Raw genomic sequence first — 13997 nt, 5'->3', positions numbered from 1 at the left:
CACTCGCTCTATCGGCCGGCCAGCCGATAGGTCGGCCGGTCGGTCAGTTGGTCCCGATCCGCGACAGCAGGTCCACGATCCGGCTCTGCACCTCGCCGCTCGTGGAACGCTCCGCGAGGAACAGCACCGTCTCGCCGGAGGCCAGCCGCGGCAGGTCGGCCTGGTCGACGGCGGCGGTGTAGACGACGAGCGGGGTGCGGTTGAGCTGCCCGTTCGCGCGCAGCCAGTCGATGATCCCGGCCTGGCGCCGGTGCACCTGAAGCAGGTCCATCACGACCAGGTTCGGCCTGAACTGCCCCGCCAGAGTCACCGCGTCCGCATCACTCGCGGCCCGCGCCACCTGCATCCCGCGCCGCTCCAGCGTCGCGGTCAGCGCCAGCGCGATCTCCGCGTGCTCCTCGATCAACAGCACCCGCGGCGGGTGCTGCTCACTGTCCCGCGGCGCAAGAGCCTTCAGGAGTACGGCGGGATCGGCACCGTACGCCGCCTCGCGCGTCGCCTGTCCGAGCCCCGCGGTCACCATCACCGGCACCTCGGCGGCGACGGCGGCCTGCCGCAGGGACTGCAGCGCGGTACGGGTGATCGGCCCGGTCAGCGGGTCCACGAACAGCGCGGCCGGGAACGCCGCGATCTGCGCGTCGACCTCCTCGCGCGAGTGCACGATCACGGGCCGGTAGCCACGGTCGCTCAGCGCCTGCTGGGTCGTCACGTCCGGCGCGGGCCACACCAGCAGCCGCCGCGGGTTGTCCAGCGGCTCCGGCGGCAGTTCGTCGTCCATCGGCTGCGGCCGCGGCGGGTCCGCCACCTCGACGGCCCCGCCCGGCCCGTCCAGCGGTTCGGGCCCCTCGGCGGCGTTCTCGTCCGGCGCACCTATGGCGTATGACCGCCCGGTGCCCTCCGTCATCTGCGCGAGCCGGGACTGCCCGGCCAACGACGGCTGCGGCTGGGGCTGTGCGGGCGCCTGTTCGGCCGACGGATGCTGACGGGCTGCCTGCTCCGGGGCCGCGGCGGCGGGATCGGTCCGCGTACCGAGCTTGCGACGCCGGCCGGACCCGCTCGGGTTGTGCGGGGCGGGTGTGGCCGACGGCTGCTGCACCTGCGCTGCCTGCCGCGTGAACGGCACGCCCTGCCCCAAGGTCCGGACACTGATCGCCCGGCCCTGGGTGGAGTTCGGGTCGACGGGGGCGGCGGGAGCGACCGGTGCGGCGGCCGCTGCGCCTGCTTCGGCGGGGAGAGGCTGGGCGGGACGTGCCTGCGCCGGTACCTGTCCGGGTACCTGTCCCTGTCCCTGTCCCTGGCCCTGGCCCTGTCCCTGTCCCTGGTCTTGCCCTGGTGTCCGTGCAGCGGGGGCTTCCGGGGGGAGAGGGGCGCCGGAGGCGGCCGGAGCGGGCTGCGGGGCCTGCGCGGGCACCGGCTGACCGGGCGTCACCTGAGCGGGAACGGGCGCGGCCTGCTGAACCGGCGCCCCCTGTCCGACGCTCTGCCCACCGGCCTCCGGCGTACCCGGCTGTGCGACGGCACGACGGCGGCGGCCCGTCGGCGCGCTCGTGGGGTGGGGCTGGGGCGGGGTGTGGTCGCCGGACTGGTCGTGCGGCACGGCGTCGTGGCGTCCGTCGTCGGCTTGGACGTCACCGGACCCCTCCTGGACACCCTGGCCGGGAAGCTGCGGGCGCGCCGGTACCTGCGGCCGGCCCGGGACCTGTGACTGAACAGGCACTGCCGATTCAACGGGAACGGGAACCGGCACCTGCCCCTGAGCCGGCACCTGCCCCGGAACCAGGGCCTGACCCGGAATCTGTGCCTGCACGGGAGCCTGCACCAACCCGGCAGCCTGTGCCTGTGCCTGTGCCTGTGCCTGGACCGGTACGGGAGCGGGCACCGGCGACGGCACCGTCCCCTGCGTAGCCTCCGTACCCTGCGTACCCTCCGACGCCCGGTCCGCCTCCGCAGGCGGCAGGGCGAACACAGAGCGGGGGGCCGCCTCCTGCGCGGCGGCGCGCTCGTTCGCGGCGGCCAGAGCGCGGCGGCGACGCCCGGGCGGTTCGGCGTTCTCGCCGGGCGCGGACCGGTCGGCAGGTGTAGGGGTTGCCGCCGCGGGCAGCGCCGCCGGCAGGGCGTGCTGTTCACCGCCGTGTCGCGCACGTCGGCCGCCGGGCGCGGGCACGCCCTGCGGGGGCACGGTCCCGCCCAGGCCCGTACCGACGGCCGCGGTCCCCGCGCCATGCTCGCCGGCCATGACGACGGCACCCTCGGCAGCACTGTCACCGGCACCGCCACCGGCACCCTCGGCCGACCGCCCACGCCGCCGCCCCGTACCGCCGGAAACCTCCAGGGCACCGGTGGCCGAGGCCGCGGCGGCCGCCGACTCCTCGACCGCGCGCCTGCGACGCCGTCCGGTGGGCACACCGGTCTCCCCGTCACCAGCGTCGGCCGGGTCACCGGACTCCCCCGGAGCCTCGCTCTCCAGGAACGCGTCGACGGACGACCGCCGAGCGCGCCGTCGCCCGCCACCCGAGGCCTGCTCGGACAGGGCGTCCTCGTCGGCACCCGAACCCTCGACCGGGCCGTCGGCCACGACGGCCCCGGCCCCGCCCCCGATGGGCACCTCCAGCACGTACGCGCTGCCGCTCATCCCGGGCACGTCATGCGTCTGCAGCACGCCACCATGGGCGCGCACGATCCCGCGCACGATCGGCTCGTGCACCGGGTCTCCCCCGGCGTACGGCCCGCGCACCTCGATCCGTACGACCTCACCGCGCTGCGCCGCCGCGACCACGACCGTGTTGTCCATGTAACCGCCCGCCGACACGGGCGCGTTGCCGGTCGCGTCGACGCCGGCGACGTCCGCGACCAGGTGGGCGAGCGCACTCGCGAGGCGCTGCGGATCGACCTCGGCCTCGATGGGCGGCGCGTGCACGGCGAACTGCACCCGGCCGGGCCCGATCAGCTCGACGGCCCCGTCGACACCGGCGGCGACGACGGCGTCGAGCATGACCTTCGTACGGTGGATCTGCTCGCTCCCGGTGTCCAGCAGCTGATAGCCGAGGACGTTGTCGATGAGCGTGGTGATCCGGGAGTAACCGGCCGACAGATGGTGCAGCACCTGATTGGCCTCGGGCCACAGCTGCCCGGCGTCGTCGGAGGCGAGGGCGGCCAGCTCGCGCCGCAACTCGTCCAGTGGCCCGCGCAACGACCGCCCCAGCAGCGTGAGCAGCTGCTCGTGCCGCCCGGCGAGCGCCTCGTAACGGTCCTTCTCCCGCTCACCGAGCGCGGCATACCGGTCCTCACCGGCTGCCAGCTCCTCTTCGTGCTGCTCCTGCAGCTCCTCGAGCTCGGCGACGTGCTTCTGGCGCAGGGCGGTCAGCTCGGAGGCGTGCTCCTCGTCGAGCCGCTCCAGCTCCTCGGCGTGCCGCTTGTCGTCAGCGGCCTTCTCCTCGGCGAGCGTGTCGTACGGCCGCCGGTCGGCGAAGGTCATCACGGCACCGACGAGCTGGTCGCCGTCGCGCACGGGCGCCGTGGTCAGGTCGACGGAGACCTTGTCCCCGCCCTTCGCGAACAGCACCTGCCCGCGCACCCGGTGCTTGCGCCCGGAGCGCAGGGTGTCGGCGAGCGGCGACTCGGCGTACGGGAACGGCGTTCCGTCGGGCCGCGAGTGCAGCACGAGGTCGTGCAGCTCCTTGCCACCGAGATCACTCGCCCGATAACCCAGTATCTGAGCGGCAGCCGGATTGACGAGCACGATCCGCCCATCCGTATCGGTCCCGACCACACCCTCGGACGCGGCCCGCAGGATCATCTCGGTCTGCCGCTGCGAACGCGCCAGCTCGGCCTCGGTGTCCACGGTCCCGGTCAGGTCCCGTACGACGAGCATCAGCAGCTCGTCGCCGCTGTAGCCGTAACCGTCGTAGGCCTGCTGGCCGTTCTCGAGATTGGCGCTGGTGACCTCGACGGGGAACTCGACTCCGTCGGTCCGCCGCGCGATCATCCGCGTCGGCTTGGTCCGCCCGGCCGGGTCCATGTGATCGGGCCGCCGCATGGACCCCGGGATGAGCTTGGAGTCGAACTGCGGCAGCAGGTCGAGCAGCCCCCGTCCGACGAGTGCGGTCCCGGGCGTTTCAAAGGCCTCGAGCGCGATGGTGTTCGCGTTGACGACGGTCCCATTGGCGTTGACCAGCACCAACGCATCGGGCAGCGCGTCCAGTATGGCTGCGAGGCGAGCAGCGCCTCGGGATGGCCTGCTGCTCACGAGACGCTTCCTCCCTGTTACCGCACCTTGCCGACCGCTCGGGCCATCTTGCCAACCTGCCCGCGACGTGTCACGCGAGGGAGTCTAAGCGCAGTGGTTCCGCTCGCGACGCCGGATGAGAGGGAGGTCGCACGACGAAGTGACGTAGAACATGTGACCGCATCCCCTGGCCTGCGCATGCCTGCGCGAGACCTTCGCCGGACTTTTACGGAGTCCGCCCTACGACCGTCCCGAACGCCGGCCGTTTCTACGCCAGCCCCTGCGGCCGCAGATCGGGCAGCAACGGCACGAGCCGGTCCCAACGGCCGATCTCACACCCGTCGCTGCGGTCGTACGACGCGTCGACGGGCCGCCCGGCCCAGGTCCCGGTGACATGCGCGGTGGCGGGCCCGCCGTACTGCATGGTGCAGACGCTGTCGTCGGCCACGGGCGCGAAGGTGTCCCTGCCCCACACGGTGCGGTGATCGAGGGCGTCGCACGCAGCGCTGACGTCGGGATGGGTGCCGCCTCCGGGATGGCAGGAGAGCACATACGTCCCGTCCGTACCGTCGCCCGCGTGCTGGACGGTGACGGTGAGGCGGTCGCCGCCCCGGTCCTCGTCCTGTACGGGTGGCGGCGCGAGGGTGAGGCGGCCGGCGTCGGCGTGGGCGGCGGCGGGCACGACGGAGGCGGCGGCGGTGGCGGCGACGACCAGGAACCGGGCGAGCAACATGCGCTGCCTAACGCATCACCCGCCAGGACGTTGCGCGCACCCCCACCAGCGACAGCGGCCCGGCGCGGCCGAGAAGGACTTTGCCCTGTGGCCCGCCTGCCTAGTACCGTAGGAGTCGATTGGTGACAGCACGCTCGACTGTGTCATCATCTGCACGCACCACTCGCGCTCGCGCGGGCGGCTGTGCGGGAGGCGTCGCCTAGTCCGGTCTATGGCGCCGCACTGCTAATGCGGTTTGGGACTTCAATCCCATCGAGGGTTCAAATCCCTCCGCCTCCGCGCATGATCACCGAAGCCCCGGTCCACCCGACCGGGGCTTCGTCGTTCCCGAGACCGCCCACAAAGGTGTTTTCGCAGCTCACAAGGGGTGCACCAAACGGATTTCACATGGCGGCGGCAGTCATGTAATGTTCTTCCTGTCGCCGCGAGCGGGCCGAAAGGACCAGGATCGGCAAGAAAACAAAACAAGCACTCGTAGCTTAACGGATAGAGCATCTGACTACGGATCAGAAGGTTGCAGGTTCGAATCCTGCCGAGTGCACAGCAGACCAGAGGCCCTGTGGAGCAATCCACAGGGCCTCTGGCTTTTGCCTTGACGGCGGTGTTTGACGGCAACCGCCTTTCGGGGTGGATCAGACGCTTACGGGGGCACCGGCCGCGCCGTTGTCGTGTGGTCCATTGTCGTCACCCCTCGGCGCAACCCCGACGCGATCGATGGCGGTGCGCTGCGAGTCGAGCCACACGCACGTGTAGATGTCCATGGTCATGCGGATCGAGCTGCGGCCGAGGCCTTCCATGATCATGCGGGTGCCAGCGATCAGCTCGAAGAAGGGCGGAGCCCACGCAGGAGAGGTTGCCCGATCCTACGGATCATCAGAAGCTTCTGACATCCATGGCTGACATCCACTGCTGACATCAACGGCGCCGGACGGAGACGTACACCAGCGCACGCGGTGATCACCTGTCGGGGGCGTCGGGCACGGGACGGGGAGTTTCGAGGCGTAGCACGAGTGCACGTAGGGCGCGGAGTTCGGCGTCCAGGGCCTGTGCGCCTTCGCGGGTGAGGCTGATCCACGTTCGGGGGCGTCGACCGGCGTAGCCCTTCTCCACGGTGATCATTCCGGACTCCTCCAGCACCTTCAAGTGCCGGGAGAGATTTCCGTCGGTGACGGCCAGTTGCTTTTTCAGGAAGCTGAACTCGACCCGGTCGGCTTCGCGGGCAACGGTGAGGACGCCGAGCCGTACACGCTGATGGACGGTGTCATCCAGCGCCTGTGTCGGATGCAGCCCCTCTTGGTTGTCCCGAGCAGCGGTGGAGCGTTCGGCGCTCATGAGACGACCGTACCCGCACGTGCGGAGCCGGGCTCGCCCCGGCGGCGGACCACCGCCCACTCGCACGGACCGGCGAGGAGCAGGATGGCGGCGAGCACAAGGGCCTTGGCCTGCGGTCCGTCGGCCCAGCCTGGGTGGGCGGGGTGCTGCCACGGCAGCCATCCGCTGCCCCAGGAGGCTCCCAGGTACCCAGTGAGCAGCAGGGCGTGGGCGGTGCCGGCCGATGCGGCGATCCAACTGCGTTCGACCACGCCGAGGGCGAGGAGTCCGATGCCAACCAGGTACCACGGGGAGGCGTAGCTGTTCTCCAGCAGCACGGCCTCCCACGGCTGGTCCCTGCCGAAGAGCAGCGCGACCAGGGCTGTCGTGATCAATGTCGCGGCTGTGCCCGTCACGCGCACCCACATGCCGCGTCGGGGGACGATGCCCCGGGCCTCGCCACGCAGGCGGTACCAGCGGGCGAAGGCGAACCATGCGAGGGGGAGGAGCGCGAACCACACGCCCCAGGCCGCGAAGCGCAGTACGGCGCCGTCGAAGTCGCCCTTCAGGCAAGGGGTTCCTGGTTCGTGGACGACGCACAGGCCGGTCAGCTCGGCGTAGGCGAAAGCTGGATAGGACCCGATGTCGCGCCCGTGGGCTCCGAAGTTGAAGGCGTACCGGGCGATCGGGGCAGCCGCCAGTGAAAGGAGCCCGAAGCCAAGGAGAGGAGTCCATGAGCCGTTCGTCTGCGTGCGGGCTCTGACTCGAAGGCCTTCGGTCGCAGCCAACAAGGCGGCCGCGGCCGCCCTCGGTTCCGATTCCGCGCTGCTCTGTGCGGATGTTCCCATCTGTCCCCCTTGCGGTCGGAGCTCTGGCAGCGCTCGTCAGCGGATCGTCGGACGGTCGCTCGCCGGAGACCCAACTTTGCAACACAAAGTACATGGCGATCAAGAGTAAGCCGTGTACGGGCGGCACCAGGGGGTCCTCCCGCGCCGAGATCGTGCGGGGAAGTACGGGGAACCTCGGGAACAGCGGGGACTGGCCGCGGGCACGCCCAGCGCTGGAGTGCCGCTCCCTCACGGGTCAGCGCAGCAACCCCCGCCAGAACACCCAAACTTGCGAAGCTCAGCGTCTGACGGAAGCTGTGGGAGCTCTGCCGTTGAGCCGGTCTGGGGAAAGTGCCGACGGTCCTGGAGGTCGGGAGCGCCAGCCTCAAGCCCGTGAGCGAGGACAGTCAGCGCATAGCAGACTTCCGAGTCCACCTTGTGCCGGCGGTCCTGGCTCTCGGGAATCCGCCGTGGCAACGGGACGTGTGGCTCAACCCGTCATCTTTCGAGAACCTGGACCACATTTTCCACACGCTCTTCGATGACTTCTGCGATGCAGACCATCCCGAGCACTACCTCGGCATCAGCTTGAGGACCGAGGAAGAGGTCTCTCTCATGCGGCAACTGGGCGTCGCGCTCAATGCCTCAGCGGCTGAGGCCCCGAACGACGCCGACGCTGAGTACATGCAGGCATCCGCATGGCCCGAGGTCGTGGCCGTCGCGGGGCGTCTCGCACAGGTCATGGTGGCGAACGATCTGAGCGAACTTGCCACGTTGTTGCAGGCCAAGTCCAGCGACGAGCCGCCGCATGAGAAATAGGTGTCTTCACCGTGAGCCTCAGGCGTCGCAAGCAGGGAGGAGCGTGAGTACAGCACATTCGCCATGAATGCTCGCCTTGGCGACTCCGGCGGGCCAGACGTTCCACCGGCCGCGTCGGCGGCGTCGTCCAGGCCGTTCTCGCCCTCCTGACCTGCGCGTGTTCAGGAGGGGAGAGGGTCAGTGTTCGCAGAGGGAGAATTCTCGCTCGTATAGTTGCTCGTTGTGTTCGTCGACGAAGAACTTGCGTTCCTGCATGAGTTGTTCGCGGTAGTTCTTGGCCTGTTCAAATGTCATGGTCGAGGTGTCGGACCATGGTTGTTGTGGTGGTACGTCGGATGTGGAGACGATCTTTTCTGACGGGTCGACCAGGAAGAACGCGAGAATTTTGCGATATCCCGGGCGGGTGGGGTCCGTGAGGCGAAATGAGTCGACGCGGTGTTGCAGGATGTTCGGGAATGCGAGGCAGCGGCCCGCTGGGGTCGAGGTCGATCCCAGCATCTGGTTCAGGGCGTCTTCGTCCTCCAGGCCATAGACCTCACGCAGGCCGTCGTCGTCGTTCTGTTCGTAGTGCGGGTCGTCGAGTGCCGCCCGGAAACTCAGCCGGCTTTCGGTGATGTTCTCGCTGTCCCAGTAGTAAATGCCGGTCGAGACAATCCGCTCGTTCATCATTCCCTCGACATGCCAGGAACCGCCGGAGTACTCGGGCTTGTCCGGGGTGAGATGAATGGTGGCGAGCTTGACGATGACCTGGAGACGGCGGCCGCGCAGGTCGACTCGGGCGGATTCATCGGGCAACTCGGGCGGGGTGAAGGCCGGGGCGTCCGGGATGGCCGGGCGGCGGTTTTCCCGCCAGTTCTCGTAAGCATCGTCCCATGCGCTCAGGGCATCCGTGTAGGCCGCGTGATCACTGTAGGAGGATTTGTTCGGGTACTCCGGCTCCGAGTCGTACCACCCGAAAGGATCGACCTTGATCCGCAGGGGCCGCGGGTGGCGCAGATCGGTGAGTACGTTCTCCAGCAGCGGGCGCAGGCGCGCGAACAAGTCCGGCAGGACGGAGGCCAGTTCGCGATGTGTCTCGGGGTGGACGTTGTTGACGTACGAACGGAAGGTGGCGTCGCCGTCGTCACTGATGTCGACGTCCGTGGGCAGCCACTGGAATTTCTCGGAGAATTCGTACTTCGAGTAACGGTCCGTCGGGTTCTGCCAAGCCCGCTCGTGCGCACCGCTCACCTCTCTCACCAGGCAGAACAGTGAGGGATGAACGAGATCCAGTACCTGGCCGTCGGATCCGGGATGCCAGTCCCGTTCTGCTTCGGGGACCTCTTCGAGAACCTGAACCGCCTCGCGCAGCCGGGATCTGAGCTTGTCGTCGACCAGTGTGTCCGACTGCCACACCCCGTCGACGGCCGACACCTCGACGCCGGTTCGTTCGTCCCGCAGCGCGGCGTAATGCAGGAGTTCGGCAAGCACGTAGCGAACCTGCGCTTCGGTGAGGCCCTGGGCGACTGCTTCCTGCGTCCATCTGGCGACGATGTCGGCATCGTTCATCTTGTCGAACCACCCCGGCTTCGCCCGAATATGGGCGCTGCACTGCATCATCTGAAGTTCCCTCAGCGTTCGGGGTGTCGCGAACGATATGGAACGGGAAGCATGAAACGGCAGCGGGAAAGCAGGCAGGCCCGTCAATTCTCTTGATCCTCCCAGTCGGTGTGCGGTGGCGGGAAGGATACTTCAGCGGACTGACACCGCTCGGGTGATGGGGCGTCAGCTGGGGGTTTCCGGGCCCCAGTGGTCAGGGCCCACTCCGCGCCAGTCGATCCACTGTGCGTCCGCGACCTCGGCAGGGTCGATCTCCAGGCCGGCCCGGCGGAGGAACTCCGCCAGGTCGACCACGCTGTGGGCCAGGCCGAGGATCTCGCCGTCCACGCGCACGCGTCGGCCGCCCGTGGGTGACGGCGGATGGACGATCACGCGAATCGGTCCGGACATGTCTTCAGGATCATCCGGGATGTACGGTCCCGCATTCCGGCCCGTCATCCGAGGGCCTTCGGCGTCCGGGTGGCGGAACGCGGCGCGTTGAGGCCGCTCAAGGCATGTCCCGGTTCGGGCGTCCCAGGTCACGCAGTTCCCACCATGCTGCGGGGCTTGGCCTTCGTTGCTGCCAGTAGGGGTGGAAGTACAGGTGAGCCGACAGTTGGTGCAGGCGTCGGCGCAGCTCGGTGCGGCCGGGCCGCTCGGCGAGCTGCCGGTAGGTGGCGCTCCACTCCTGCTGCGCCCGGGTGAGGTCGGCGGGAAACGGTCGCATGGCCGGATTCAATCATGTGTTCGATTTATTCGTCCATCGAGGGTCGTCGAGGGTCGTCGAAGGTTGTCGCAGGTCGTCGAAGGCCATCGAAGTCACCGAACGTCTTCGGGGCCGACCCAGCGCCTGTAGGCGTCCACGTCGACGTTGCCGCCGCACACGATCGTGGCCACGTGGCGGCCGGCGAAGCGGTCACGGTCTTCGAGGATCGCCGCGATACCGAGCGCGGCCGACGGTTCGACGACGAGGCCGGCGTGGGTGAACAGCATCCGCATACCCGCGATGATCGACTCCTCCCGGACCAGGACGGCGTCGTCGGCGACCAGGAGGAGGTCGTCCAGGACGGCCGGGATGGGACGTCGCCCGGCGACGCCGTCAGCGATGGTGTCGGTCGAGTCGGTGGTGACGACGTGCCGTCGGCGCCACGAGTGCGTCATGGCCGGTGCGCCCAGCGGCTGGACGCAGATCACCTCGACGTGGGGCGCGCAGGCCTTCACCACATGTCCCACACCGGTGGCCAACGCCCCGCCGCCGAGAGCGATCAGAACGGTGTCGAACGTGGGCCTGGTGTCGACCAGTTCCAGGCCGATGGTCGCCGCGCCCTCGCAGGTCTCGATGTCCAGGCTGTCTTCGACCAGCCGGATGCCGTCGTGTCGTGCGATGGCCGCCGCCCGGTCGCGGGCCATCTCGTGGTCGCCGTCGACCAGTTCCAGCCGAGCGCCCAGTGCGCGGATGCGGTCCAGCTTGGCCGTGGTCGCGAAGCGGGAGGCCACGACGGTGACGTCGAGTCCCCGGCCGCGACCGGACCAGGCGAGGGCTTGGCCGAGGTTGCCCGCGCTGGCGCACACCGCCGCCCGCGAGCCCTTCTCGGCGAGCAGGCTCGCGACCAGCTCCGTGCCGCGGGCCTTGAAGCTGCGCACCGGGTTCGCCGTTTCGAGCTTGATGCTGACCGCGCACCCGAGGCCTGGCTCCAGCGCCTCACAGCGGTACAGCGGAGTGTCGAGAAAAATCGGGTCGATCACCCGGCGAGCCGCCCGGATCCGAGCGGTGTCGAGGCGCGTCTCCTGCATGGCGCAGCAGCGTAGCGCCGCCGTCGCTGTTCCACCCGGGTGAAGGCCCGCGAACGATTCTCGCCGCCGACGGGTCCTGTCCGCCGCAGCCGACGAGGCGGGACTCGGTGAGGTCTCCGGGAACGAGTCCGGTGGAGCGCACACGACAAGAGGCCCCGGAGTGATCCGGGGCCTCTTGTACTGCGGGTGGGGCGGAGGAGCGGCGCCGACGGCTAACTGCGCATCCACTTCGAGGAATTGGTCGGCGACGGAAAGACCACGCGTCAAGACGGGGCACGGTGCCGGGCCGGTTGCCCGGACACCGAGACCCATTTATGGACTACGTGATGCGATTCCTGCTGCTCACCAACCGCCTTCGCAGTGTGAACCGACTGGCGCCACCTGCGCACCCGGGTTGCCTTCGCCGTTGAGCGCGTTGCCCAACAGGCCGTTGAGGACACCGACCTGGCCGAGGATGTCGATGTTCATGTCGTGGGACTTGCACCCGCCGCCATGCGAGCCATCCATGCCCTGGGCCGAAGCGGTGCCCGTGCCTATGAGGCTGAAGATACCGAGGATGGCGGCTGCCGCAGCAGCCTTGGGAAGCTTGCGCATTTCTCCTCCTTGGTTGAGTCGAGCGCGCACGAAAGATCCACTTTGCGCTCATTTCGGAGGCTAATCCGATATCTCCCGCACCGCTTCCCGGGTCTGCCATCCGTGGCTCCGGCTCAACCGGTTGGCCTCGTCCTCGCCGAGGCCGGCGTCGACGTCCCGTCAGGCGTACGTCCAACGCCAGGCGTTCGAGCTGTACGCGCATCTGATCGTCGAGCCGCTCGCGGTGGTCGTGACGGAGCCGTGGTCGCTGTTCCGGCAGAACTGTCCCGCCGTATAGCAGTTGCCCGCGTTGGAGACGATCGAGCAAGTGCCGGTGCCGGTGCCGGCACCGGTGCCTGTGCCGGCACCAGTGCTGTCCAGGTTGCTGCTGCCGCTGCTGCTGCCGGCCGTCCTGGTGGTCGCGGCGGCTGTCCTGGTGACGGTGATCGTGGGGCGGGGCTTCGCCTTGGCCTTGAGGGTCTCGGTGACGGTCGGGCCGGGCTCGGGCGTGGCCGTCACGGTCGCGGTGATGGTCGTCGCGGGCTTGACCTTGGCTTCGACGGACTGCTGTCCGCCGTTCCCACCGCTCCCGCCGGCCGCGATGATCGCGCCTGCGACGAAGAGGCCTGCGCCGCCCAACCACACGCGGGGGCGCTTGCGCAGGGGGCGGGTGTCGGGCGGGCGGGGTGCCGGCGGTATGGGCGCGGTGTACGGGTTGGTCATCTCGTCCCCCATGGTGTTTCAGGTGAAATGACCGTAGGGGTGGGGAGCGTGATGTGTGGAGGTTGTGTGAGAGAAGTGATTATCCTGTGACTTCGAGGCGTGGACGTCTTCGAGGCACAGGGGGCTTCGAGACGCGGAGATCTTCGGGGTGCGGACAGTCAAAGGCCCCGGGGGATCTTCCCGGGGCCTCTTGTGTCTGGGCTGCAGCGGTGGTTCATGTCGGCCGGGGCGGGGCCCGGCCGGGCGTACGGGCTCAAGCCGCCGCCTCGGCGAGGCGGTGGAACGCCCGTGTGGTGCGAGGGTGGGCGATCTCGTCCAGGACGTGCCGCCACTCGGGGTCGGAAAGGCCCGGGTGGGCCAGGTCCCAGGCGGTGAGGAGAGGGGTGAGTTCGCTCTCGTGAGGGGCCGTTGGAGGGGTGCCGGCGTGGGTGCCGGCGTGAGGGCTCGTGCGGGTGCTCGGGCTGGTTCCCGGCTGGGTGGGGCGCTGCGGCTTCATGCGGTTTCCCTTCGGGGAGCGGTTCAATGTGTGGGATCCGTTGGGTTCTACGATGCCGCCGCCTCCTCGGCGCCGCCATGAAGCGACCCACCCGAACGAGGGTGCACCTGGCTGTACCCGGAGGGGGCTGTCCTCCCCCTGGACCCTCTTGGGTAGCACCCCTGGAGGGCGTCTGTCCCCCGGGTCACGACGTCTGCGGCAGGGCGTGGGACGGCGTGGCCGCCGACGCGAACCAGCTGGTGCGCGGGCGCTTCGTGATCGCACCGGCCCCGTGGCCCCGGCCGCCCGTCGCGAAGACGAACACGCGCAGGACCAGGAAGCGGCCCGTGCCGGCGAGGGCGGACGCTCCGAGGTAGACGAGTTGGGCGGTCAGGACCGAGGGGGACGACTGCACCGCGTGGAGGAGGAGCACGGCGGCGCAGGTCACGACGTAGGCGGCCGCGGCGGATCCGGCCGACTGCCAGTGCTCGCGACGGCCGGGCCGGCGTCCCGTGCCGAAGGTGAACCGGGCGTGCAGCTCCGTGCACAGGAGGGTGGAGGCGACGGTGATCACCGCGTTGGCCGCCGCCCACGGCATCAGCAGTGCCATCAGCGGGACCGCGCCGCTGGAGAGCACACCGACACCGCCGCCGCACACCACGAACCGTACGAAGGAGCCGAAAGGGCCGGGAGCCGCCGAGGCGTGCCGTACGTCCTGTGCGGAGAGTTGCGGCTGCATCGCGGGATTCCTTCCGGGGAGCGGGACTTGAGTCAACGATCCCGTCAGCCGCTCGCCGGAACGATGGGGTGTGCTACCGAGTCAGGGTAGGGCTGGCTCTACCAAAGGAAGTCGACACCGCCGGGGACGTCACTCCGTCCTGCAGTGCTCCTCCAGACAGTCCGCAGCCAGTGCGCTCGGCCGCGGCCTCGGCCGGTGAA

Annotated in this window: 13 protein-coding genes and 2 tRNA genes; 3 read left to right on the top strand and 12 right to left on the bottom strand. The window is 69.5% G+C overall.

Annotated features, from left to right (window positions below; all coding sequences use genetic code 11):
• Positions 1–43: 43 nt before the first annotated feature.
• Positions 44–4246 carry a hybrid sensor histidine kinase/response regulator gene (locus OG870_RS22585; protein WP_327691326.1) on the bottom strand — a complete coding sequence of 1401 codons (4203 nt, stop codon included), beginning with the start codon at positions 4244–4246 and terminating at the stop codon, positions 44–46.
• Between the two features lie 247 nt (positions 4247–4493).
• Positions 4494–4958 carry an SSI family serine proteinase inhibitor gene (locus tag OG870_RS22580; protein WP_266517487.1) on the bottom strand — a complete coding sequence of 155 codons (465 nt, stop codon included), beginning with the start codon at positions 4956–4958 and terminating at the stop codon, positions 4494–4496.
• Positions 4959–5146: 188 nt separating this feature from the next.
• Here OG870_RS22580 and OG870_RS22575 point away from each other — a divergent pair.
• Together OG870_RS22575 and OG870_RS22570 are read left to right on the top strand one after the other, a co-directional pair.
• Positions 5147–5237: transfer RNA gene (locus OG870_RS22575), tRNA-Ser, on the top strand.
• Between the two features lie 189 nt (positions 5238–5426).
• A tRNA-Arg gene (locus tag OG870_RS22570) sits at positions 5427–5499 on the top strand.
• A gap of 416 nt (positions 5500–5915) precedes the next feature.
• Here OG870_RS22570 and OG870_RS22565 read toward each other — a convergent pair.
• Positions 5916–6290, bottom strand: coding sequence for a winged helix-turn-helix domain-containing protein (locus tag OG870_RS22565; RefSeq protein ID WP_266517441.1), 375 nt, complete (start codon positions 6288–6290; stop codon positions 5916–5918).
• On the bottom strand, positions 6287–7117 hold the full coding sequence (locus OG870_RS22560) for a hypothetical protein (RefSeq protein WP_327691325.1): 831 nt from the start codon (positions 7115–7117) through the stop codon (positions 6287–6289). The genes OG870_RS22565 and OG870_RS22560 overlap by 4 nt, the downstream gene beginning before the upstream one ends.
• A 372-nt stretch (positions 7118–7489) precedes the next feature.
• Between OG870_RS22560 and OG870_RS22555 the strand changes: the two genes are divergently transcribed.
• The gene (locus OG870_RS22555; RefSeq protein WP_327691324.1) at positions 7490–7915 is read left to right on the top strand and encodes an SCO4402 family protein; all 426 of its coding nucleotides are present in this window, start codon (positions 7490–7492) and stop codon (positions 7913–7915) included.
• Positions 7916–8092: 177 nt separating this feature from the next.
• Here the strand turns inward: OG870_RS22555 and OG870_RS22550 are convergent, their stop codons facing one another.
• The 8 genes from OG870_RS22550 to OG870_RS22515 all read right to left on the bottom strand — a co-directional run bounded on the left by OG870_RS22550 (position 8093) and on the right by OG870_RS22515 (position 13797).
• Positions 8093–9601, bottom strand: coding sequence for a DUF4246 domain-containing protein (locus OG870_RS22550; protein ID WP_327691323.1), 1509 nt, complete (start codon positions 9599–9601; stop codon positions 8093–8095).
• Positions 9602–9679: 78 nt separating this feature from the next.
• The gene (locus OG870_RS22545) at positions 9680–9904 is read right to left on the bottom strand and encodes a hypothetical protein (RefSeq protein WP_266517423.1); all 225 of its coding nucleotides are present in this window, start codon (positions 9902–9904) and stop codon (positions 9680–9682) included.
• Between the two features lie 97 nt (positions 9905–10001).
• A complete protein-coding gene (locus tag OG870_RS22540) occupies positions 10002–10220 on the bottom strand; it encodes a hypothetical protein (RefSeq protein ID WP_266583216.1) in 219 nt (72 codons plus the stop codon).
• A 92-nt stretch (positions 10221–10312) separates the two neighbouring features.
• On the bottom strand, positions 10313–11287 hold the full coding sequence (locus tag OG870_RS22535) for a threonine ammonia-lyase (RefSeq protein ID WP_266583219.1): 975 nt from the start codon (positions 11285–11287) through the stop codon (positions 10313–10315).
• Positions 11288–11629: 342 nt separating this feature from the next.
• Positions 11630–11881, bottom strand: coding sequence for a hypothetical protein (locus tag OG870_RS22530; protein WP_266517416.1), 252 nt, complete (start codon positions 11879–11881; stop codon positions 11630–11632).
• 159 nt (positions 11882–12040) lie between these two features.
• A complete protein-coding gene (locus OG870_RS22525; protein ID WP_327692327.1) occupies positions 12041–12583 on the bottom strand; it encodes a hypothetical protein in 543 nt (180 codons plus the stop codon).
• 253 nt (positions 12584–12836) lie between these two features.
• Positions 12837–13079, bottom strand: a complete 243-nt coding sequence (locus tag OG870_RS22520; protein ID WP_266583226.1) for a hypothetical protein — start codon at positions 13077–13079, stop codon at positions 12837–12839.
• 184 nt (positions 13080–13263) lie between these two features.
• On the bottom strand, positions 13264–13797 hold the full coding sequence (locus OG870_RS22515) for a hypothetical protein (RefSeq protein WP_327691321.1): 534 nt from the start codon (positions 13795–13797) through the stop codon (positions 13264–13266).
• Positions 13798–13997: the final 200 nt, after the last annotated feature.

The organism is Streptomyces sp. NBC_00461, assembly GCF_036013935.1.
GTDB lineage: Bacteria > Actinomycetota > Actinomycetes > Streptomycetales > Streptomycetaceae > Streptomyces.
This window is presented reverse-complemented; position numbering and strand designations above follow the sequence as displayed.